Annotated in this window: 20 protein-coding genes; 14 read left to right on the plus strand and 6 right to left on the minus strand. The window is 64.7% G+C overall.

Annotation, left to right across the window (positions count from 1 at the left end; all coding sequences use genetic code 11):
• The first annotated feature begins 285 nt into the window (after window positions 1-285).
• Complete coding sequence (locus tag C5B90_RS07460) at window positions 286-507, plus strand: hypothetical protein (protein WP_004065778.1); 222 nt, start codon at window positions 286-288, stop codon at window positions 505-507.
• Between the two features lie 177 nt (window positions 508-684).
• On the opposite strand, the gene C5B90_RS07465 is transcribed toward C5B90_RS07460, so the two are convergent.
• Window positions 685-1161, minus strand: a complete 477-nt coding sequence (locus C5B90_RS07465) for a DoxX family protein (protein WP_115880287.1) — start codon at window positions 1159-1161, stop codon at window positions 685-687.
• 182 nt (window positions 1162-1343) lie between these two features.
• Between C5B90_RS07465 and C5B90_RS07470 the strand changes: the two genes are divergently transcribed.
• The 3 genes from C5B90_RS07470 (at window position 1344) to C5B90_RS07480 (ending at window position 3703) form a co-directional block, all read left to right on the plus strand.
• A complete protein-coding gene (locus C5B90_RS07470) occupies window positions 1344-1661 on the plus strand; it encodes a DUF5783 family protein (RefSeq protein WP_058568757.1) in 318 nt (105 codons plus the stop codon).
• Between the two features lie 44 nt (window positions 1662-1705).
• Complete coding sequence (locus C5B90_RS07475) at window positions 1706-2083, plus strand: NifU family protein (RefSeq protein WP_115880289.1); 378 nt, start codon at window positions 1706-1708, stop codon at window positions 2081-2083.
• A 78-nt stretch (window positions 2084-2161) separates the two neighbouring features.
• Window positions 2162-3703 carry a sulfatase gene (locus tag C5B90_RS07480; protein ID WP_115880291.1) on the plus strand — a complete coding sequence of 514 codons (1542 nt, stop codon included), beginning with the start codon at window positions 2162-2164 and terminating at the stop codon, window positions 3701-3703.
• Between the two features lie 23 nt (window positions 3704-3726).
• Here the strand turns inward: C5B90_RS07480 and C5B90_RS07485 are convergent, their stop codons facing one another.
• The 5 genes from C5B90_RS07485 to C5B90_RS20790 all read right to left on the minus strand — a co-directional run bounded on the left by C5B90_RS07485 (window position 3727) and on the right by C5B90_RS20790 (window position 11332).
• Window positions 3727-4623 (minus strand): ketopantoate reductase family protein, encoded by an 897-nt coding sequence (locus tag C5B90_RS07485; protein WP_115880293.1) that lies wholly within the window; start codon window positions 4621-4623, stop codon window positions 3727-3729.
• Between the two features lie 70 nt (window positions 4624-4693).
• Complete coding sequence (locus tag C5B90_RS07490; protein ID WP_115880295.1) at window positions 4694-4981, minus strand: rubredoxin-like domain-containing protein; 288 nt, start codon at window positions 4979-4981, stop codon at window positions 4694-4696.
• Between the two features lie 580 nt (window positions 4982-5561).
• Window positions 5562-10658 carry a DNA polymerase II large subunit gene (locus tag C5B90_RS07495; protein ID WP_115880297.1) on the minus strand — a complete coding sequence of 1699 codons (5097 nt, stop codon included), beginning with the start codon at window positions 10656-10658 and terminating at the stop codon, window positions 5562-5564.
• Window positions 10659-10660: 2 nt separating this feature from the next.
• Complete coding sequence (locus tag C5B90_RS07500) at window positions 10661-11080, minus strand: PPC domain-containing DNA-binding protein (protein ID WP_004973980.1); 420 nt, start codon at window positions 11078-11080, stop codon at window positions 10661-10663.
• Between the two features lie 84 nt (window positions 11081-11164).
• Window positions 11165-11332 (minus strand): hypothetical protein, encoded by a 168-nt coding sequence (locus C5B90_RS20790; protein WP_004973981.1) that lies wholly within the window; start codon window positions 11330-11332, stop codon window positions 11165-11167.
• A gap of 237 nt (window positions 11333-11569) precedes the next feature.
• Between C5B90_RS20790 and C5B90_RS07505 the strand changes: the two genes are divergently transcribed.
• The 10 genes from C5B90_RS07505 (at window position 11570) to C5B90_RS07550 (ending at window position 22988) form a co-directional block, all read left to right on the plus strand.
• Window positions 11570-13408, plus strand: a complete 1839-nt coding sequence (locus C5B90_RS07505) for an ABC transporter substrate-binding protein (RefSeq protein ID WP_115880299.1) — start codon at window positions 11570-11572, stop codon at window positions 13406-13408.
• A gap of 212 nt (window positions 13409-13620) precedes the next feature.
• A complete protein-coding gene (locus C5B90_RS07510; protein WP_058568765.1) occupies window positions 13621-14670 on the plus strand; it encodes an ABC transporter permease in 1050 nt (349 codons plus the stop codon).
• Window positions 14671-14676: 6 nt separating this feature from the next.
• Window positions 14677-16116 (plus strand): ABC transporter permease, encoded by a 1440-nt coding sequence (locus C5B90_RS07515; RefSeq protein ID WP_115880301.1) that lies wholly within the window; start codon window positions 14677-14679, stop codon window positions 16114-16116.
• A complete protein-coding gene (locus C5B90_RS07520) occupies window positions 16113-17192 on the plus strand; it encodes an ABC transporter ATP-binding protein (protein WP_115880303.1) in 1080 nt (359 codons plus the stop codon). The genes C5B90_RS07515 and C5B90_RS07520 overlap by 4 nt, the downstream gene beginning before the upstream one ends.
• Window positions 17189-18523: an ABC transporter ATP-binding protein gene (locus tag C5B90_RS07525; protein ID WP_115880305.1), complete on the plus strand. Its 1335-nt coding sequence runs from the start codon at window positions 17189-17191 to the stop codon at window positions 18521-18523. The genes C5B90_RS07520 and C5B90_RS07525 overlap by 4 nt, the downstream gene beginning before the upstream one ends.
• A gap of 2 nt (window positions 18524-18525) precedes the next feature.
• Window positions 18526-18969 (plus strand): hypothetical protein, encoded by a 444-nt coding sequence (locus C5B90_RS07530; RefSeq protein WP_115880307.1) that lies wholly within the window; start codon window positions 18526-18528, stop codon window positions 18967-18969.
• Window positions 18970-19030: 61 nt separating this feature from the next.
• Window positions 19031-19609, plus strand: coding sequence for a hypothetical protein (locus tag C5B90_RS07535; protein WP_115880309.1), 579 nt, complete (start codon window positions 19031-19033; stop codon window positions 19607-19609).
• Between the two features lie 132 nt (window positions 19610-19741).
• The gene (locus tag C5B90_RS07540; protein ID WP_115880311.1) at window positions 19742-20596 is read left to right on the plus strand and encodes a CBS domain-containing protein; all 855 of its coding nucleotides are present in this window, start codon (window positions 19742-19744) and stop codon (window positions 20594-20596) included.
• Window positions 20589-22373 (plus strand): glycine--tRNA ligase, encoded by a 1785-nt coding sequence (glyS, locus tag C5B90_RS07545; RefSeq protein ID WP_115880313.1) that lies wholly within the window; start codon window positions 20589-20591, stop codon window positions 22371-22373. Before C5B90_RS07540 ends, glyS begins: the two co-directional genes overlap by 8 nt.
• A gap of 6 nt (window positions 22374-22379) precedes the next feature.
• Entirely contained in the window at window positions 22380-22988 is a 609-nt protein-coding gene (locus C5B90_RS07550; protein ID WP_115880315.1) for a dolichol kinase, read from the plus strand.
• Window positions 22989-23048: the final 60 nt, after the last annotated feature.

Consider the following 23048-nt stretch of genomic DNA (forward strand, 5'->3'; position numbering starts at 1 on the left):
TCGCGTTTGAATGTATATTCGAACATCTTGCCAATGTTCGACAACCTTCCGAGTATAAAATCGTTTGTCCTTAAACAACCCAATATTCTGGCTATGACTCCCTGATTCGGATTCGAGAACAATTCGATATAGCAGAATACGATTTATTGTAGCCAGAGATGGGGGAGGGAACGTCCGAGTGTAGACTGCGCTCGCGTTCGGTTCAGGGTCGAAATCCGCGAAATCCTCATATCGGATGGTTGTGTATGTCATGGCACCGGCACGCATGCCGGAGTGGGGTGAACGATGGCGACTGCCAACTCGAACGAGGCCGAATACGACTACCCGGTCGGTTACGAACCGGAGGTACAAACAGAGACGGTCGAACTGGACCGTCGAACCGTCGAGCGACTCGACGCGCTGCGCGAGGACGACGAGTCGTACGACGAACTGATAACCGAGCTTGCGTCCATCTTCGCGGCGAGCGAACTCTCCGCCGCGCGGGTGGACAGCCCGCTCATCGAGTGACGCCCCGCGTCACTCAAATTTCTGTATCTGAGTCGCTCTCCTCGTAGAATCGTGATTCTGCCGAGCGTCTGCAATAAATCAGTGGTTGCTATACAGAATCGGAGGTGGCGAGCGTGACCAACCGAGTCAACGTCCACGTCGGCAGGGAGTACCAGAAAAATCGGGTGCGTCTTTGGTTTAGTCCGCCTGTGTCGCCGGGTTCGCACCGTCTGTGAGCAGTTCGCCGTCGAACAGCGCGCGTTCGAGCGAGAACGAGCCCGGTCCGCTCAGGGCGACTGCGACCGCGACCAGCGCCAGCGAGAGGGTCAGTTCGACGCCGCCGCTGGAAGCCGGGTAGCCGTTCGGGAGGTGGACGAGGACCGTCGCAACGGTCATGTTGACGGCGACGAGAGCGCCGACAACGCGAACGAGCAGACCGATGAGCAAGAACAGTCCGCCGACGAGTTCGAGGAGGCCGACGCCCCACGCTGCGACTGTCGGCAGCGGGACGCCGAGACTCGCTAAGAAACCCGAAAAGCCGGGGATTCCCATCGATTTCGGCCCGACCGCGAGGACCTTACCGAAACCGGAGACGACCATCGGGATACCCAGCGCGAGTCGGATAAATATCGGGCTCCACCGGGTCGCCGACGTGGCAGCAGATTTCCGATCCATCGACTACCACACACCGAGGTCTGCACGGGGGATTGTTTTGTACGTTAGATTGTATGTTAATTCCATACATTATCATATTTATCTAACAGACAGAAAAGTCTCAGGTAACATCGACGTGACCGGCCTCAGAAGCGCGTCGACCAATCGTCCGATTTTTTGCTCAGAGCGCGAAAGCTCCGAGTATGACCGACTTCGACCCCGAGAAGTTCGAGGATAAGTACGCCAACTACTTCCCCGAACTCCAGCGCGCGTACAAGAACGCCTTCGAGACGATGAACGACGAGTTCGACTCGTCGCTCATCCACGGGGTCGACCAGCAGATTCTCAACGAGTCCGAGCCGTTCTACGAGGACGGCGACTTCTCCGTACAGCTCCCCGAGAACCCCGCCGAACGACTGACTGCGGTCGAAATCGACGATGACGAGCTCGACGCCGTCCTCGACCGCTACGTCGACGAAATCGAAGGCGAGCTTCGGCGGGTCTTCGGCGTCGAGGCGTAACCCCGAACCAAAGGCCTAAGCACGTTCACCTCGAAGCCGCGTGCATGAGCACGGAGACGCAGGACGGCGAGGACGACCTCAAAGAGCGTGTCGTGAACTTCCTCCGTCGGAACTTCCCGCAGATCCAGATGCACGGCGGCAGCGCGGCCATCCGCGACCTCAACCGCGAGACCGGCGAGGTCACCGTTCTCCTCGGTGGCGCTTGCTCCGGGTGCGGTATCTCCCCGATGACCATCCAGGCCATCAAGACCCGCATGGTCAAGGAGATTCCCGAGATCAACGAAGTCCACGCCGACACCGGCATGGGCGGCGACGACGGGATGGGCGGCGACAGCCGCGGCGGCAGTCCGTCGTTCCCCGGCGACACCAGCGACGACACGACCGACATCGAAGACGACCAGGGCCCGCAGGCCCCGTTCTAAGTCGGCGTTTCGGACGGTTTCGTCCCGTCGTCGACCGAGAACAGGAGTTTTATCGGCGACTACTCCCCACCCTCGGGTATGACTGCCGAGTCGCCCGAGAACGTCCTCTTCGTCGTCATGGACACGGTCCGGAAGGACCACCTCACGCCGTACGGCTACGACCGCCCGACGACGCCGGGGCTCGACCGATTCGCCGACGAGGCGACCGTCTTCGAGCAGGCCGTCGCGCCCGCGCCGTGGACGCTCCCGGTCCACGCCTCGCTTTTCACCGGGATGTACCCGAGCCAACACGGGGCCGACCAGGAGAACCCCTACCTCGAAGGCGCGACGACCCTCGCCGAGACGCTCTCGGCGGCCGGCTACGACACCGCCTGTTACTCCTCGAATGCGTGGATAACGCCCTACACGCACCTGACCGACGGCTTCGCCGAGCAGGACAACTTCTTCGAGGTCATGCCCGGCGAGTTCCTGTCTGGCCCGCTGGCGAAGGCGTGGAAGACGATGAACGACAGCGACGCGCTCCGGACGCTCGCGGATAAGCTCGTCAGCCTCGGCAACACCGCCCACGAGTATCTCGCCGGCGGCGAGGGCGCGGACTCGAAGACACCCGCGGTTATCGACCAGACCATCGACTTCGTCGACGACTCCGAGGAGTTCTTCGCGTTCGTCAACCTCATGGACGCGCACCTGCCGTACCACCCGCCCGAGGAGTACAAAGAGCGCTTCGCGCCCGGCGTCGATTCGACCGAGGTCTGCCAGAACTCCAAGGAGTACAACGCCGGAGCCTACGAGATTGGCGACGACGAGTGGGAGGACATCCGCGGGCTCTACGACGCCGAAATCGCCCACATCGACGACCAACTCACCCGGCTGTTCGACCACCTGAAAGAGACCGGCCGCTGGGACGACACCATGGTCGTCGTCTGCGCCGACCACGGCGAACTCCACGGCGAACACGGCCTCTACGGCCACGAGTTCTGCCTGTACGACCCGCTCATCAACGTCCCACTCATGGTCAAACACCCCGACCTCGGCGCGGACCGCCGCGACGACCAGGTCGAACTGGTCGACCTCTACCACACGGTCCTCGACTCGCTCGGCGTCGAGGGCGGCGAGCCCGCGAGCCCCGGCGACGACGCGGTCGCCCTCGACCGCACGCGCTCGCTCCTGTCGGCCGACTACCGGGAGTTCGCGCGCGCGGCGAACGACGACCCCGGTCAGCGCCGAAACGGCGAGTACGCCTTCGTCGAGTACTCTCGTCCGGTGGTCGAACTCAAGCAGTTGGAGGAGAAGGCCGCGAGCGCCGGCATCGAACTCCCCGAGGACTCGCGGTTCTACTCCCGGATGCGGGCGGCGCGACGGGTCGACGCCAAGTACGTCCGAATCGACCGCGTCCCTGACGAGGCCTACCGCATCGACGCCGACCCCGACGAGACCGAGAACGTCGCCGACTCAGACGATGAGGCGGTCGCCGAGACGGAGGCCGCCCTCGCGGAGTTCGAAGACGCCATCGGCGGCGCGTGGACCGACGCGCTCGACACCGACGTGTCGGACGACTCCGTAGACCAGATGGACGACGAGACACAGGACCGACTGCGCGACCTCGGCTACCTCGAATAGCGACCGAAGCCGGGGCTACTCGCTTAGCGTATCCCTGCTCCTCGCTCCCACGCCCGAAGGAGCGCCGCGAGCGTCCGGTTCGTCGGCACCTCGAAGCCGTGTTCGGCGGCGATATCGACCACCGCGCCGTTGATAGCGTCGACCTCGGTCCGCTTTTCGGCCGCGACGTCCTGCAACATCGACGAGCGGTTCGCGGCGGTCTTTTCGACCACCCGGCCGACCGCCTCGCGGGCGACGCGATTCGGGAGCGACACGCGCTCTAATCGGGCGACTCGGGCCGTCTCGCGGGCCGCCCGGTGTGCGAGTTCACCGGCGTCGTCGCCCGCGAGCGCGCCGTTTTCGACCCGTGAGAGCGCGGTGACCGCGTTGATTCCGGCGTTGACCGCGAGTTTCTCCCAGCGCCGCCTCGGCATGTCGGTGGCGACGAGCGTGTTGAGCCCCGCGTCTCGGAACGCCTTGCCGACGCGCTCCGCGAGTGCATCAGGCCCGCCGTCGAGCGCTCCCAAGACGACCCGACCGACGCCGGTACACTCGACGCGACCCGGTTCGACGAGCCGCGCCCCGTAGGTCGCCGTCCCCGCGAGAACCGGCGCATCGAGGCGAGAAACGAGCGTCTCCTCGGTGAGCCCATTTTGAAGCGACAGCACCGCGCCCACGTCGCAGTCGGCGAGCGCGTCGGCCGCCGCTGCGGTGTCGAACGATTTGACGGTAACGAGTGCGAGGTCCGCCGAGTGGCCCGTCTCGGTCGTCGTCGCGGCCGGTGAGACGTGTGCCGACTCGGCACCGACGATATCGAGCCCGGCCGCCGACACCCGCGCCGCGTGCGGGTCGCGGGCGACGAGCGTCACGTCGTGGACCGACGCGAGGAGGCCGCCGACGAGCGTGCCCAGACTGCCCGCGCCGAAGACGAGAATTCGCATGGCTATCCGTACTCGGCGGACGACAAAAATAACGAGTTTCGCGGCGCGGCGGTCGAATCGAGGACGTCTCTCAGTCCTCGGTCCAGTAGTAGAGTTTCTCGCGCTCGGCACCGCAGTTCGGGCACGTGTCGGGGAGCCCGTCGAGGTCACCCATCTCGCCACAGTCGCTGCACCGCCACATCAACTCGGCCTCGCCGAACTCGTGGCCGGCGCGCTCGTGTTCGACGGACATCCCGGCGAGTCCGTCGCGAGTCGTCACGAAGAAGCCGTCGTCGTCGAAACCGCGGATGCTCCCGAGTTTGGTTCCGTCCTCCGCGTACACCGTCATTCCCACCGTCGGCTGTGTCTCGTCAGCCATATGTGACTATTCGTCGCGCAAGCGGATAAAAAGGAACGGCCGAACCGGTGACGAGAGCTTGCAGAAGGTTCGGCCACTCACGGGGCGAGTATAAATAATAAACCAGATACCGCGATATAGAATTGAATCTATGCCGCTCGTGGCTCAGTATCCTCGCTACGAGTGCTGGGTCGGCGGTAACGGAGACGAGGTAGTTTGGGGTCTCGCGCGCGCATGAGAAACACTAGAAGGGACACTAGTGAGCAGAGTCAGCGAGTGACGTACGATACTGAGAGAGATTAACAGGAATAGCTCATTAGAGACCAATTGTGCGGGTCGAAGGCCAGGTTTCGCGAGCGGCTACACCGCTCGACTCGCAAAACCTGGAGGAAAAAACCGACCTAGACTACATGAAGTCCGCGATGCCCGACTGTTCGTTCTCCACTTTTTCCGAGTCTCGCTCCGCTCGACTCGCAAAACCTGGAGGAAAAACCGACCGCTAGACTACATGAAGTCCGCGATACCCGACTGCTCGTTCTCCACTTTTTCCGAGTCTCGCTCCGCTCGACTCGCAAAACCTGGAGGAAAAAACCGACCTAGACTACATGAAGTCCGCGATGCCCGACTGTTTGTTCTTGTCGTTCTCGAAGACTGATTCGAGGCTCTTTTCGAGCACTTCGAGGCGCTGTTTCGTGTAGTCGCGGCAGTCGAACTCCTCTGCCACCTGAATCGCGGTGTCCATGTACTTGTTCACGGAGCCCTGGTGAACCGTGAGGTTCACCCGGCCGCCGCACTCGCGGCAGTCGCCCGAAAGCGGCATCCGTCGGTACTTCTCGCCGCAGTCGAGACACCGCGTCTCCTGTCGCGAGAAGGCGCGGAGGTTCCCGATGAGGTCCGGCAGGAAGTGGTACTCGATGACGCGCTCGGCCACGTCAGTCTCGTCGACCGCCCGGAGTTTCCGCGCGAGGAACAACTGGGCGTCCATCTTGTCCATCATCGACCCGAGGGTCTTGTACGCAGAGAGGTCGGGTCCGGCGGCGATATCTGTGGTGTCGTGGGTGTGGTCGAACCCGGTGTACTCGCGGTCGGTTCCGAGGTACTCCTCGGCGATGGTGACCTCGTCTTCCCAGTCGTCGGGGTCTTCCATCCGGAGGGTCGCCTCGTAGAACTCGCGGGGGTACTGCCGCACGATGTCCATGTTGTGCGCCTCGTCGTCGATTTCCGAGGGGTCGATGCGCGAGGACATGACGAGCGGCGCGTCCATCTGCCCGCCGCGCTTGTCGGGGAGGTATTCTTTCGAGAAGTTGAGAAGACCGTCCATGAGGAGCATGACACAGTCTTCGTCACCGTCGCACTGTGCGACGTGGAGGTCGTTGGCGACCAGCGAGTTGGTGTCTTCGACGGTCAACGAGTAAGTGTGGTCGATATCGCTTTCGAGGTATTCGACCGAGACGACTTCGTCGAGCCACGTGTCCCCGCCGTCCGAGAAGAGACGCTGGCTTCGGATGTCCGTGTCGTCGAGAGCGTTCGCCAGCGCCTCGCTCTTTCGAGGGAGGTGGAAACCGACTTCCTCGGCGAATCGAACCGCGTTCTCCGACGTGAGTTTGAGGACCCACGAGTCGAACGTCGGGACCCCGTCTCCGTCGTAGAACTCCGCCACCGCACCTGTTTGTGGTGTTCGGCGCTCAGAATAGGTCTTCGAGGCGATGCCGAAGCGTTTGAGCGCGGCAACGAGGTCGCGTTTGAGGTCGTCGCTCACGGTGTGTGCGCGAACTTCCACACGGTCCGAAGACGCGCTTCCGTCGCCGGAGAAGTACGCCGACAGGAAGGACCGAAGAACTGGCTTGGGACCGGTGAGTATCGAGCCCGGGATGCGTTTGTCCTCGGCGCGCGACCCGCATCCGATGACGTCCGCAAACAGCGACTGCACGAGTCGGCTCGAAACCGTGACTTTCCACTCGTTTTCCTCGAACGCGTCGACGCCGAGAGCTTCGTTAACTGTATTGAGGATGCGTTCGCGGGCGAGTTCGTCCGGAATACAGATAGTCGTCTGGTAGCAGTTTCCAGGCGACGTTCTCGTGAATCCTTCTGCGGCGTAGTATCCCAGTACAGTTCCGAACGCCTCGTCGATATCGAGCACTCTCGGAACGGTCGCGGTATCGCGACGAACGCCGAGAGATATCTCACGCGGAAGCGCGTCGACGACCGTTTCGGTGTCTCCGAGAACCTCCACGAACACCGATGCCGGAACGCTGTCGCGAGAGACCCAGTTGTAAACCGTCGAATCGCTCCGTCCGAGCAGTTCAGCGACCGGTTTTAGGTAGCCGTTCGATTCCGTATGCTCGTCGAATAGCGACCGGATTCGGTCCGCACCGAGCCCCCGAATCATCAGGTCTTCGGCCGGTATCGACTCGCCGTTCAGGAACTCATCGAGCAAGTCGAACTGGGCCGGGTCCGCGTCGATGTCGACGCGCTTGGGCGACGGAAGCACGTCGCCTTCGTCAAGGTCGTGCGCGGGAATCCGCGTGAATCCGCTGTCGTCGGCTCGAATCACCGTGTGGTCCGGGGTGAGCGTTAGTTCTCTCCCGCCACGGGTCTCGATGCGGACGAGGTGGTCCTGTGCGACATGCTTAGAGACTGCTTCGACCGGTTTGACCGTCTCTCGGCCGTCTCTAGTTAGAGACGGAACGTACACGTCTCCGTCCAGCTCCTGAACGAGCGTCCCGAAGTCGTCGGTCTCCGGGTCATCGAGCCGCTTCTCGACGAGCGTTCGAACCTCGTCGTATCGCCACTGGTCGGTCTCGTCTCGGTACCAGACCTTCGTCTCCGGATGGAAGCAGTTCCGACGTTTCGCGGCGTGAAAGTACGGATGGGCGTATCCGACCGCGGCGGTCGTGAATCCGACAACTCTGCCGACGACCGCGGCGGAGGTGTGGGGAGCCATCCCGAAGACGAGTTCGCCGATGAGGTCGTCCCGCTCTTCGATTTCGTAGAAGCGGTTGACGCCGTAGAACTGTTCGAGGAGGTCGTCGACGAAGTCGGCGGTCTGCATCATGTGCTGCGCCGCGCCGTTCGAGAGGACGATGTCCTGTACTTTGAGTTCGACCAGTTGGTCGTCGAACCGGAGGGGTTCGCCGTCGATGTCGGTCTCGTAGCCGAGTTCGCGGAAGTGGTCGGCGGTCACGTCGAGTTCCTCGGGGCGGACCGCGGTGACGGGCAGGTCGGTCATGTCGTAGCGGACGGTGCCGTCTTTGAACGACGACACGTCGTGTTTCGCCCGCAGGACGCCCTTCTCGATTGGTTCGGGCGTCTTATTCGCCGAGGTGAGCCCCTTCACGCCCTTGAGAATCTGGAACGACGACTCGCGCTCGCCGACGCGTTCGAGGGCGTCGCGGTACTCGGTGTTCAGGTCGATGTCCTGCCACTCGGCGCTCTCGACGTCCCACTCACAGCGCTCGCAGTAGACGCGGCCGGACTCGTCGGGTTCGATGACGGACCCGCAGTCGTCGCACTCGTAGTGGGGTTCGGTGTGGCCGCCGCAGTCGGGGCACTTCGACTTGAACCCGAACGCGCCGCAGTCGGGGCACTTACGCTGGCCGAGGCGGACCGAAATCTGGCCGCGCTTGCCGGACTCGCCGCGGTGTCTGGCGGCGTCGCCCACGTCGCGCTGGCTCCCGCCGGCCTCGCCGATGGGAAACAGCGTGTGGACGGCCGGCGAGAGGTCGCGGCGCTCGGACTTCTCCGGGCGTCCCATGCGGTTGCCGATACGGGTGGGTGCGCGCTCGCGGATGGTGAACGGTGCGACCTCGTTGACAGCCTCGACGGCGTTGTCGCCGTCGTCCCACTCGCGGGCGTGCTCGGAGAGGTCATCGAGTTCCCACGTCCGCTCGCGGTCGTCAGTGAGGCCGAGGCTCCGGGCGAGCGGTCGCCAAACGGGAACCCGGAGCGTCTCGTCGGTCTGTCGGTGGGCGACGAGCAGGTGTTCGAGCGCCTCCCGAATCTCGGGCGTGTTGTCGAGGACGAGCGTGCCCTGCAGTCCGCGCTCGGGTTCGTTGTCGTGTTCGAGCGCGGCGGCCGTGCCGCCGTCGGCTTCGGCGGCGACGACCTCGCCGGCCGCGACGACGTCGGCGAGCGTGTCGAACCGCTCGACCGAGATGTCGTGCCAGAGGTAAGTGTAGGTGGGATGGAGCGGGGCGTCGAACTCGGTCGCCCACGAGAGGGCCTGTTCGACCGACGGCTCTTCGAGGTCGACCGCGGGGTCGTCGCGGAGCGCCTGCACGTTGGCCTCGGTCGTCTCGAAGTCCTGAATCCACCACTCGAAGACGTACGAGGCGGGCGCGAGCGAGTGGTTGTTCTCGACGAACTCGCCGAAGTTGACGAGGTACTCGCCGAGGTCGAGAATCTTCTCGACGCCGTTCTGGAGTTCCTCGGCCTCCTCGGGGTCGTCGATGCGGCGCACGTCGCCGTTGGCGAGTCTGACCGTCGGCCCCTCGATGGAGTCGACGGGGACGACGCCACCGGCCTTCCCGGGGCGTTCGGTCTTGATTTGCGTGCCGGTGGCGATGAAGTCGTCTACGATGTGCATCGTCGCGGGGTGGACGCCTGCGGTCGCGAAGCCGTGGTTGCGAGCGCGGCCGTACCGGAGGCGGAAGCCGCCGGGCGCGGAGGGGTGGCCGAACACCGGGCGGCCCGCGATGAGGTCGCGGAGGAACTTGGTCGCGGGTTCGACGCGGGTCGGTCCGTCGGGCGCGTCGCCCTCGGCGTCGCCGGCGTCTGCGTCCGGGTCACCCTCGGCGTCGTCGGCTTCGTCGCCGTCGTCTCCCGCGTCGTCGGCCTTCGCGGCCTTGCCGTCGTCTTTGCCGATGGTGCCGTCGATGAGGTCCTGAAGCCACGGCCAGTCGACCTCGTCGAGTTGGCGGGTGTAGCGCTGAATCTTCGGGGCCTTGAGGGCGATACCCTCGGCCATGACGAGACACATGCCGCCGCGGGCGGAGTTGGTATCGACGCGTTCGAGGTCGCGGTAGCCCGAGACCTCCTCGTCGCCCGTGGCCTCGCCGTCGAGCATGATGGGCATGTTCTGGGCGATGAAGCGCGACTCCTTGTCCTTCGGCGAGTACTGAAGACCGGTCTCCTTGTCGTAGAGATTAATCTCCTCGACGTAGCGCTCGACCTCGTCGGTTCGGGCCTTGTACTCGTCGATGTCGAGAAGCGACCGGGCGTAGTCGGCGACGAGCACGGAGAGCGCTTGTGCGGTGCCGCCCGCCGAGCGAATCGGGCCGGCGTAGTAGACGTTGACGAACTCCGTGCCGTCGTCGTTTTCGAGGATTTCGACACGGTCGATGCCCTCGATGGGCGCGGCGACGACCCCCTCGGTGAGGAGGGCGACGGCGGTGCGGACCGCGCCCTCGACTTTGCCCTCGCGGGAGTCGTAGTCCCCGACGTTGCCGTCGACGAAGTCGGTCACGAGTTCGAGCGCGGCTTCCTCGCGGGACATCTCGCCTTCGAGTTCGCGAACGCGCTCGGCGACGCCGTCGATGCCGAGGATGTTCTCCACGCGGTCGGCCATGTCCTTGGCGACCGGAATCTCGACTTCGGTCTTCGGGTCGTACCCCGTCGCCTTCGCGGCCTCCGCGAGGTCGAACGCCTCGTCGAGGCGGGCTTCGATGCGACGGAAGTACCGGGAGTCCTCCTCGCGCACGGTTACAACCAGAGGTCGAGGTCGGTCACCGCGTCGTGGTCGCGTTCGAGCGGTTCCTCGAAGGCGCGGAGGTTCACTTCGCCGGCGAAGACGGTCGCAGAGTCGAGGTGTCCGGCGAGCGACTGCCCACTACGCCGAGAAAGGATTGCGTGCGTGTGTGCGAAGGGTTCGCCGTCGAGGAGCGCGACGTTACCCACGCAGGCGGCGACTTCGAGCGGCTCGTCGAACGTCACGGACTGGTACTCCTGGTCCGTCTGGTCGTAGAACCAGAGTTCGGCGTCCTGGACGGCACCCATGGCGTTGAACCACGCGGACTCGATGTCCTTGCGCGCGCAGAACTCCTCGATCTCCTCGCGCCAGTCCGCACCGTGTTCGAGGCGGGCGAGGTACTCCTCGCTCACCGTCACCGCTCGAGCGTTCATGCAACGTACCACGAGCGAGTCGGACTAAAATGTGAATGGTCTGGCCGCCGGGCGTCCGGCGGCGGGGTTACGGGGCCGGAGCGATTATCGCCACTCGTCGAGTGCGAGTGCGTCGGCTACGTCAGCAGCGAGCCACGCGTCATCGCGGGAGATGTCCGCGATAATAAGACGCTGGCCCGTCTGAGAGCGATCCACCGAGGCCATGACCTCGGCGCCCGAGTCGTCGACGGAAGCCGTCGCATCCGGCGTCATGTATGATACATAGTGACACCCCTATATAAGTGGACCGAAACGGCGGGCCGAGAGGGACCCCCCGTTACCCGATTCTGTCGTCCCGAAAAGTGGTTTAAAATGTAAAACGAGTTCTCTGGGGATTCTCGTGGCAGTTTTCGCCTCTTAGGTATGGAACTACATCCCTTCCACGCTACACTATATCAAACAAATCGAATACGGTAAGTTTATCCACGCGGCCCGGAAAGATTGGTTCGAATGCCAGACACTAACAAACTCTCGCGTCGCCGTTTCCTGAAGGCAACGGGTGGGGCCGCTACGGCCGCCGCCCTCGCCGGTTGTACCGGCGGTGACGGTGAAGAGACGACGACGACCGAATCCGGTGGCGATGAGACCACCACCGCGACGACGACCGAAGAGGACACGGGCACGGAACTGTCCGGGTCGGTCTTCAACCGCATCCTCTCGGGCACCATCACGACGATGGACCCCGTCGCCGCGACTGACACGTCGTCGGGCATCATCATCCAGCAGGTCTTCGACTGCTTGATGTCGTACCCGAACGCCCTGCCGACGGTCGAAAACGAGCTCGCTGCGGACTACACGGTCTCCGACGACTTCACGACCTACACGTTCCAGCTCGCCGACGCGACCTACCACAACGGCGAGACGGTCACCGCGTCCGACTTCATCTACGCGTGGGAGCGCCTCGCGGCCTCCGAGAACAGCCGCCGCGCCTACTTCATCCTCGACTCCGTCGGCGTGGAACACGAGACGGACGACGAAGACAGCTACGTCCCCGGTTCGCTCGGCGTCGAAGTCGGCGAGACCGAGACCGAACTCGTCGTCAACCTCTCCGAGCCGTTCCACGACACCCTCGAGATGTTCGCCTACACCTCGTTCGCCGCCCTCCCCGAGGGCGTCCTCGGCGACGTCGAGGGCTACGACGGCGAGATGGAGTACACCGAGTTCGCCTCGAACAACCCCATCGGCGCGGGTCCGTTCGAGTTCGCCTTCTGGGAGCAGGGTACCGCCGCGGCCGTCTCCAAGTACGACGACTACTACGGACAGGTCGCACAGGTCGACAACGTCCGCTGGCAGGTCATCGAGGACGACACGGCCCGCTACAACTACGCGATGAACGAGAACGCGGACTACTTCGGACTGCCCACCGCGCAGTACGACCCCGGTCTCGTTCAGGTCGAGTCGACCGACGAGTACGGTCGTGAAATCGGTAAGTACGGTCCCGTCCGCAACGGGAAGACCCTCAACTACGTCGGCGTCCCGACGCTGTCGATCTTCTACGTCGGCTTCAACATGGAGAAGGTCCCGAAGCCGGTCCGTCAGGCGTTCGCGTACGTCCTGAACCAGGGTCAGATGGTCTCGGAGGTCTTCAAGGGCCGCGGTTCCCCCGCACAGCTCTTCACGCCGCCGACTATCTTCCCCGGTGGCGCGCAGGCCGCGAACGAACTCATCGACTCCGAATACCCGTACAACGCGGACGAGACGGACATCCAGGCCGCCCGCGAAGTCATGGAGGAAGCCGGCTACGGTGAGGACAACAAGTTCGAGGTCCAGTGGACCCAGTACAACTCCAACACGTGGGAGGAGATGGCGAGCATCCTCCGCGACCAGCTCGCGTCCGCCCACATCAACATGCAGATTCAGAAGGCCGACTTCTCGACGCTCCTCGAGCGCGGCCGCAACGGTCAGCTCGAAGCGTACACCCTCGGCTGGATCGCCGACTGGCCGGCCCCGGACAACTTCCTGCAGCTCCTGAACCCGCCGCAGACGGACACGTCCAAGCAGGGCCCCATCTCGTACGTCAACTGGACGGCCGAAAACGGCGACGCCTACCAGCAGGCGACCGACGCCTACCAGCAGGTCGTCAACAACCCGGCCCCGACCGACGAGGCCCAGCAGATCCGCGACGAGGCCTACGTCGACATCGAGACGGCCAACTGGGAAGACGTCGCGATGCTGCCCATCTACAACCGCAAGGACGAGACGTTCTGGTACGACACCGTGAACATCGAGCCGTTCGGTGGCATGGGTCCGAGCCGCCAGAAGCTCAACAACGTCACCCTCAACCGGTAAGACCGGGTAGTACGGACGCGCCCTCGCGTCCCGTCTCAATCGAAACGTCCGGTTATTTTTGACAAGCGTACAATTAGTTCCAACTATATACTATAATCTGGCAGTAGAGTTGCTGAAACTGCGACATTAGGACTTCGAAGCGCAAGACATATCCATACCACTCATTAAACCAGTACAATAATGTCCGCTCGAACGGTCTGCGAGGTGATGCCATGAGTCGATGGCAGTACTTCCTCCGCAGGGTACTGATGTCGATTCCTGTCGTCATCTTCGGGACGACAATTACGTTTGCCCTCATCCGCCTGGGGCCACTCGACCCCGTTTCGGCGATTCTGGGGACGCAATACAACCCACAGGCGGCAGAACAGATTCGAACGAACCTCGGGTTGAACCAGCCGCTTTGGAGTCAGTACCTCGACTTCATGTACGACCTGTTCACCTTCCAACTCGGCCAGTCGTGGGTCATCGCGCCCGGGACGACCGCGTACGAACTCATCGAGATCTACGCGCCCCGGACGATTTGGCTCGGCTTCTGGTCGGTCGTCATCGCGCTGTTCGTCGGGATTCCGCTCGGCTTCTACGCCGGGCTGAACCCGAACACGCCCTCGGACTACGCCGCCTCCTTCGGCGGAATCGTCTGGCGCGCGATGCCGAACTTCTGGCTGGCCATCATGCTCGTCACGGCCCTCTCGCAGCTCGGGACGTGGACGAACGGCCTGTTCACGTGGCAGACGTGGATCGTCAGGACGAACGTCGTCACGCCGCCGGCGCTCGGCTTCTTCCAGTCACCGGTCGAGCAGTTCCTCGCCGACCCCGGCGGGTGGACCGAGTCGTTCATCCGAGCGACGAAGCAGATCGCTCCGGCCGCGCTGGTCCTCGGGTCGGCGTCGATGGGGAACGAGATGCGTATCGGCCGCACCGCCGTCCTCGAGACCATCAACTCGAACTACGTCGAGACCGCCCGCGCGAAGGGCGTCTCCGGGCGCTCGCTCGTCTGGAAGCACATCTTCCGGAACGCGCTCATCCCGCTCGTGCCCATCATCACGGGCGAGGCGTTCCTGCTTCTCGGCGGGTCAGTGTTCGTCGAGACGGTCTTCGCCATCAACGGCCTCGGCTGGCTGTTCTTCAACGCAGCCATCAACGGGGACCTGCCGCTCATCGGGACGCTGATGTTCATCTTCATCCTCATCCTGGTCGGCACGAACATCCTACAGGACTTCCTGTACACGATTATCGACCCGCGCGTCGGGTACGACGGGTGAATCACAGTGAGCACGACAACCGAAACCGAAATTCCGCTCCGACAACGAGTCGCTGAGAACCCCCAGCCCGCGCTGATTTGGGCCGCCGTCGGTGCAGTCCTCATCGGCGTCGAACTGGGCGCTATCCTCCAAGTCGTCGGCGCCGTCGCCGGCGTGGTCGTCAACCTCATCCCCGGTGACCCCGGCGCGTCCGCCGTCCAGTCGCTGCAGGCGGCGTTCGACGCGATTCCGACGCTCGTCTCCCGCGACGTGATTCCGAACCAGGGCTACTGGAACGGCACGGGCTACGAGAACACGTTCCTCGGGCTCTCGCCCGCGGTCGCGTGGGCCATCCGCGTCGCGTTCGTCTACGCGTACGCCTTCGCGGTGCTGGCGTGGGCGTGGAACGGCTACAAGCGGTTCCGCCGTCACTACCGCCGCGTCGACTGGACGCCGCGGGACGACGTGGTCAACCGCTTCCGGGGTCACTCCTGGGGCAAGTTCGGGCTCATTATCGTCATCACGTTTGTGGTCATGGCGGTATTCGCGCCCGCGCTCGGTCCGACCACGATGGAGCAGAACATCCTCCAGCCGTACGACTACGAGGTCAGCTACTGGAGCGAAGACACCCAGAGCGTCGAGACCGTCCTCGTCGGCGAGGCCAACCTCGGCTCCGGGTCGCAGGGAGCGGGCGACGAGAACGTCGCGCCGATGACGTACGACGACTTCGGCAGATTCCATCCGTTCGGCACGGCGACAAACGGGAAGGACTTATTCACACAGGTGGTGTTCGGGGCCAGGATATCCCTGACCATCGCCGTCGTCGCCATGGGAATCGCCGGCCTCATCGGCCTCGGCTTGGCCATGATAACGGCGTACTACAAGGGACTGGCTGATTTGGCGACGGTGTTAGTCTCAGACTCGATACAGGCGTTGCCGGTCATCATGGTCCTCATCTTGATGCTCGTCATCTTCCAGAACACCTGGGTGAGGGAGTTGTACGACGGCGCGGTGCTCATCATCCTCATCTTCAGTATCGTCTACTGGCCGTTCATCTGGCGGTCGATACGTGGGCCAGCGCTCCAGGTGTCCGAGCAGGACTGGATTGACGCCGCGAAGTCGTTCGGTCAGACGCCGACGCAGGTCATGCGCAAGCACATGGCCCCCTACGTGTTCAGCTACATGCTCATCTACGCCTCGCTCAGTCTCGGTGGTATCATCATCAGCGTCGCCGGGCTCTCCTACCTCGGGCTCGGCATCACCGCGCCGACCCCCGAGTGGGGCCGGCTCATCGCGAACGGCCAGCAGTACGTCGCGAGCCCCTCGTGGCACATCTCGCTGGTTCCCGGCCTCCTCATCACGCTCGTCGTGACCGGCCTGAACGCCTTCGGCGACGGCATCCGCGACGCCATCGACCCGCAGGCAGACACCGGTGACGAGGCCGCGGCCACGGGAGGTGGCGCATGAGCACCGACCAGGCGAGTTCGACCCGCACCGAGGGCGAACCGCTGCTCTCCGTCGAGAACCTCCGAACGTCGTTCTATACGGACAAGGAGGTCATCCGCGCGGTCGACGGCATCTCGTTCGACATCTTCCGCGGCGAGACCGTGGGTATCGTCGGCGAGTCCGGCTCCGGCAAGTCCGTCACGGCCCGCTCTATCATGCGGCTGGTCGAAAAGCCCGGCCGCATCGAGAACGGCCGTATCATGTACGACGGCCAGGATCTCCTCGACAAATCGCCGAAGCAGATGCGCTCCATCCGCGGCGGCAGCATCGCGATGGTGTTCCAAGACCCGCTGACGAGTCTGAACCCCGTCTACACGGTCGGCAACCAGATCAAGGAGGCGCTTCGCCTCCACCGCGGACTGAGCGGGTCGAAGGCGACGAAAGAGGCCATCGAACTGCTCGAAGCGGTCGGGATTCCGGACGCGCACCGTCGCGTCCGCGAGTATCCTCACCAGTTCTCCGGCGGGATGCGCCAGCGCGCCGTCATCGCGATGGCGCTCGCGTGCGACCCCGAACTGCTCATCTGCGACGAGCCGACGACGGCGCTCGACGTGACCATCCAGGCGCAGATTCTGGAACTCCTCGAAGAGCTTCAGGAGGAACGCGACCTCGGTATCATGTTCATCACTCACGACATGGGCGTTATCGCCGAAATCGCGGACCGCGTCAACGTGATGTACGCGGGCGAAATCGTCGAGAGCGCACCCGTCGTCGAACTGTTCGAGTCGCCGAAACATCCCTACACGCAGGGGCTTCTCAACTCCATCCCCGGACAGGGGCTCGACGAGGACGAGCGCCTCGCGACCATCGAGGGCGACGTGCCGACGCCGAACGAGGACCCGACCTACTGCCGGTTCGCCCCCCGGTGTCCGAAGGCGTTCGCCGAGTGCGACACGGTACACCCCGTCCCCGTCGACGTGGGCGACAACGCGGACGACCACCGAGCGTCGTGTCTGCTGTACCCCGAAGACCTCCCGACTGAGGAGGCGGTCGCCGTCCACCGCGAGGGCGGACAGCGCGGAGGTGACACGCGATGAGTACGACATCCACCGAAGAAGAGCGGAGCACCGAGGCGCGCGGAGACACCATCCTCGAGGTCAACGACCTCAAAACGTACTACGAGGACGGCGGCTTCCTCGGCAGCAACCCCGTGAAAGCGGTCGACGGCGTCTCGTTCGACATCCAGCGCGGCGAGACGCTCGGACTCGTCGGTGAGTCCGGCTGCGGGAAGTCCACCCTCGGTCGCACGCTGATGCGCCTCGAAGAGGCCACCGCGGGCGAGGTCAAACTCAACGGCACGGACATCACCACGCTGTCCGGCTCGGACCTCAAGCAGTTCCGCAAGGACGTACAGATGGTGTTCCAGGACCCCGATTCGAGCCTCAACGAGCGGATGACCGTGGGCGAAATCGTCCGCGAACCGCTCGACGTGCACGACTGGAAGACGCCGTCCGAACGCCGCGAGCGCGTCCGCGAACTGCTCGAAACCGTCGGCCTGCAGGAACAGCACTACTACCGCTACCCGCACCAGTTCTCGGGCGGCCAGCGCCAGCGCATCGGCATCGCCCGCGCGCTCGCGCTCGAACCGGAGTTCATCATCCTCGACGAGCCGGTGTCGGCGCTCGACGTGTCCGTGCAGGCGAAGATTCTCAACCTGCTCGAAGACCTGCAAAACGAGTTCGGGCTGACGTACCTGTTTATCGCCCACGACCTCGCCGTCGTCCGCCACATCTGCGACCGTGTCGCCGTGATGTATCTCGGCAACATGATGGAAATCGGGCCGGCCGACGAGATGTTCGACCAGCCAGCGAATCCGTACACGCACGCGCTGTTGTCGTCGATTCCGGAGCCAGACCCGACTATCGAACGCGACCGCATCACCCTCCGCGGGACGCCGCCGAGCCCGCGCGACCCGCCGGCGGGCTGTCCGTTCTCGACGCGCTGTCCGGTGAAGATTCGCCCGGCGGCGTACAGAGACATGGACGCAGAGCTCTGGGAGCGCATCGAGGTCTTCCGCGAGGTTCTTCGGGAGCGCTCGCGGGCCGACCCCTCGTTGAGCGACCGCGTCCGGAAACTGCTCGGCCGCGAGAGCCACCGCGCCGGGATGGACGAAATCATCCCCGAACTGTTCGGCGAACTGGACGTGCCCTCGGACGTGATGTCGCACATCCGCGAGGCCGCCGACTACGCCGAAAACGACGACGAGGACGCCGCGCGGGCCTACCTCCGCGAGGAGTTCGGCAGCGTCTGTGACCACGAGCGACCCGACCAGCTTTCGGTCGGTAACCGGGGTCGCTTGAGCCTCTGTCACCGCCACGAGCCCGAGTACGAAGAGCCGGCGACCGTCTTCGAGACGCTCGTCCAATAGCCATGGAGTTCGACCCACGCCGCTTCGGCGTCAAGACCATCGACGCCGTGGTCTACGCCGTCTCACTCACCGGCGTGGTGTTCGTCGTGACCGCCCTCGTGAGCACGCTCGCCGGCAACGGACTGCCCGGCGCGAAGTGGCTCATGTTCTTTCTCGGGTTCGCCATGTTCGGCTACGCGTCGCTGAAAGTCCGCCCGAAGGCGGCTTGGAAGAGCGGAAACGAGAACGGAAACGGCGGCAGCGACGGCGGCCTGTTCTCGGGGAGTGACGAACCGGTCGGCGTCGAGAAGCTCGTCGGGAACGCGCTCGACGCGGTACTCCCACCGCGACTGCGACCCGCGAACAGCGACGAGCGGCCGTCGAGCGGGGTGAAGCTCCTCCTCGCGTCGGTCTGTATCCTCGCGACTTCGTACGCGATGGAAGTCGTCTTCGGCATCAACTACTGACCGCCTCGGGGTCCCCCGTGGCCTTCGATGCCTTTTACCATATACGTCGTCCAGAACTGGTATGGCCGAACTCGGAGACGACGAGACGCCCGATGTCGAACGAATCGCCGGTGAGGCGGACCGCCGCCGCGAGGCGTGGGGCGCGACGCTCGACGACATGACAGCGATGGCCGACGAGTTCGAAGCGGACGGATGGGAGACGGTCCGCATCCCGGCGGGCGACAGCGGTCCGTTCGGTCCCTCCAGCGGCAAGGGCGACGAGGGGGCGTTCGGCCTCGCGTACGTCATCCCCGGCGACAAGGCCGAGACCGTCGCCGACCTGTTCGAAGCGACGTCGTTCCCCGAGTACGAGGTGTACCGCGCGGAGAACGACGGCCGCGTCTACATGGTGACGGCGCTGTTCTCGCCGGACGCCGAGACCGCAATCTTTCTCGCGGGCGCGTGGGACCTCCGCGAGGCGCTGGAGTGTGCGACCGTCGCCGTCGAGGAGGGACAGATGTACACCTACCTCCAGAAACTCGACGGCACGGTCGTGGGCGTCGTCGAACACGACGACCCCGAGAAGTTCTTCCCCAATCTCGACGCGATTCGGCGGTACGCGCCGAACAGCGACGACGAGGACGAAGGCGACGAGAACTGAGTCGAGAGCCGTTCTACTTCTGCGCCGTGTGCGCATCGACTGTCACCCGACCCCCGCGAGCGGCGGCGGACGCCTGTCAACGAGGCGAAAGCGTTCGCAGAGTACATTAGGCGGGGGGAAGAAAGCGGGTGTATGAAAGTAGCCGACGCGATGACCCGCGGTGAGGAGGTCGTGACGGTGTCCCTGCCGGGCACGCGCGACGACGTTCTGGAATACCTCCAAGAGCGTGGGTTCTCTTCTGTTCCTGTGGTGAAAGAGACCGACGAGGGGACGAAGTACCGAGGCCTCATCTCTCGGGAGGACCTCATCGAACACCCCGACGAGGACCAGCTGGCGGTGCTCGTCCGCGAGGTTCCGACCGCGGGCGCCGACGACGACCTCGAAGCGGCGGCCGCGACGATGGTCTCGGAGGGCGCGCGCCGACTCCCCGTCGTCGACGGCGACGCCATCGAGGGCATCCTCACCGTCACCGACGTGGTCCGGGCCATCGCCCGCGGCGACATCGACGGCGAGACCGAGGTTGGCGACCTCGCCGCCCGCGACGTGAACACGACGTACGTCGACGTCCCCCTACACATCGTCGAGCGCGAGATATTCTACGCGAACGTGCCCTACGCGATTGTCCTCGACGACGAGGCCTCGCTGGCCGGCATCGTGACCGAAGTCGACATCATCGAGGTCGCCCGCGTCGTCGAAGGCGAGGCCGGCACCGGTGACTCGGTCGCAAACCAGGACGACGAGTGGATGTGGGAGGGCATCAAGGCGGTCGGCAACCGCTACATCCCGACCCGGAACGTCGAGATTCCGGCCGAACCGGTCTCGAAGTTCATGACCGACGACCTCGTGAGCGTCCCGACGCGCGCCACCGCCAAGGACGCCGCCCAGACGATGATTCGCGAGGACATCGAGCAGATTCCGCTCGTCTCCGGCGACGAACTCATCGGCATCGTCCGCGACATCAACCTGCTGGAGGCGCTGTATGAGTGAGGGCGACGAGTCCGCCGCACTCACCGAACTCGCGAAGCGCCGAGGCTTCTTCTTCGGTTCCTCGGAGGCCTACGGCGGCGTCGGCGGGTTCTACACCTACGGCCCGCAGGGCGCGGCCCTGAAGTCCAACGTCGAGGAGGCGTGGCGCGAGCGCTTCGCCGTCCAGGAGGGCAACCTCGAAATCGAAGCGCCGACCATCATGCCCGAACCCGTCTTCGAGGCGTCGGGCCACCTCGACGGCTTCGACGACATGCTCGTCGAGTGCGCCGAGTGCGGCGAGTCCCACCGTGCGGACCACCTCATCGAGGACAACTCCGACCTCGAGGACGCTGAGACGCTCTCGCCCGAGGAGGCGGCCGAGAAAATCGCCGACCTCGGCCTCGTCTGTCCGACCTGCGGCGCGGACCTCGCGGGCCAGTCGGTCGAGGACTTCAACCTCATGTTCGAGACGAACATCGGCCCCGGCTCCTCGACGCCCGGCTACCTCCGCCCCGAGACGGCGCAGGGTATCTTCGTGGAGTTCCCGCGCATCAAGGAGTACGCGCGCAACAGCCTCCCGTTCGGCGTGACGCAGGTCGGTCGCGCCTACCGCAACGAGATTTCGCCGCGGAAGAGCATCGTCCGTACCCGCGAGTTCACGCAGGCCGAACTGGAGCACTTCATCGACCCCGAGCGCGACGAGGCCGACCTCTCAGCGGTCGAGGACGTAGAGGTGCTTCTGTACCCCGCGACCGAGCAGGAGGCCGACGACGGCGACTACGTCGAGACGACCATCGGCGAGGCCGTCGAGGACGGCGTCATCGGCAACGCGTGGCTCGGCTACTTCCTCGGCATCGCCCAGGAGTGGTACGAGACGGTCGGCGTCGACATGGACCGCTTCCGCTTCCGCCAGCACCTCGCGGGCGAGCGCGCCCACTACTCCTCGGACTGCTGGGACGCCGAGAGCGAGGTCGACGGCGACTGGATAGAAATCGCGGGCTTCTCGTACCGGAGCGACTACGACCTCTCGAAGCACGGCGAGTACGGCGACGACGACTTCACCGTCTTCCAGCAGTACGACGAGCCGAAGACGGTCGAGCGCGCCGTCGTCGACCCCGACATGGCGACGCTCGGCCCCGAGTTCGGCGCGCAGGCCGCCGACGTGGCCGAGGCGCTGGAGACGCTCGCTGAGCGCGACCCCGACGCCTTCGACGCCGACGAGGTCACCCTCGACATCGACGGCGAGGAGATCACCGTCGACACCGACGTGGCCAACTTCTCGGTCGAGACGCAGACCGAGGCGGGCGAACACATCACGCCGCACGTGGTCGAGCCCTCGTTCGGTATCGACCGCACGGTGTACACGCTCCTCGCGCACGCGTACGAGACCGACGAGGTCGACGGCGAGGCGCGGAGCTACCTCTCGCTTTCGCCCTCGGTCGCGCCGACGAACGTCGGCGTCTTCCCGCTCGTGAGCAACGTCGACGAACTGGTCGACCTCGCCGACGACGTGGCCGCCGAACTCCGCGCGGCCGGTTTCGCGGTCGTCTACGACGACTCGGGTAGCATCGGTCGGCGCTACCGCCGACAGGACGAGGTCGGCACCCCGTTCTGCATCACCATCGACCGCGACGGGCTCGAAGGCGACGGCGCGAACACCGTCACCATCCGCGAGCGCGACAGCGGCAAGCAGGTCCGACTGCCCGTCGACGACCTCGTCGGAACGCTCGTCGGCCTGCGCGCCGGCACCGCCTCGTTCGACGACGTGCTCGACGAGAACGAGGTCGTCGAGGCGTAATCCGCCGTGGGGCGACCGAACACCGCCGAGGTGAAGCGGCGACTGGTCCACGCGAGCGGCTCGGGGATGCCGCTTTTGTACCTCCTCGGGCTGGTCGAGTGGCGTACCCTCGGGTATCTGTTCGTCTTCCTCACGGCGGTCGTCAGCGTCCTCGAACTGCTCCGACTGTTCGGCGGCCTCGAGTGGGCCGTCTACGACGAACTCACCCGCGAGTACGAACAGGACAACGTCGCCGGCTACGCGCTGTACGTCTACAGCCAGACCGCCGTCGCGCTGGTGTTCGACCCGCACGTCGCCATTCCGGGGATGCTCATGCTCACCATCGGCGACCCGATAAGCGGCCTCATGGGCTCCGCGCCGGTCGGCGAACTGAAATCGGTGCGGACGCTCGCGGTGATGTTCGCCGTCTGTTTCGTCCTCGCCGCGCCGTTCGTGATTCCCGTTTCGGGGGTCGTCGCGGGCGGCCTCGCCGCGGCCGCCGGGGCCGCCGGGGCGACGCTGGCCGACGGGGTAAAGCCGGTCGTCGCCGGCTACGTCATCGACGACAACGTCTCGATTCCGCCGGTCGCCTGCGTCGCCATCGCGGGGACGCTCTGGCTGGTCGGCGTCGCGTAAGCGGTCGGCGTTCGGGCGTCGGTCCGTGATGCGATTTTATTTCGGTCGGCCACGAATCGG

Source organism: Haloferax sp. Atlit-12N (assembly GCF_003383095.1).
Lineage (GTDB): Archaea > Halobacteriota > Halobacteria > Halobacteriales > Haloferacaceae > Haloferax.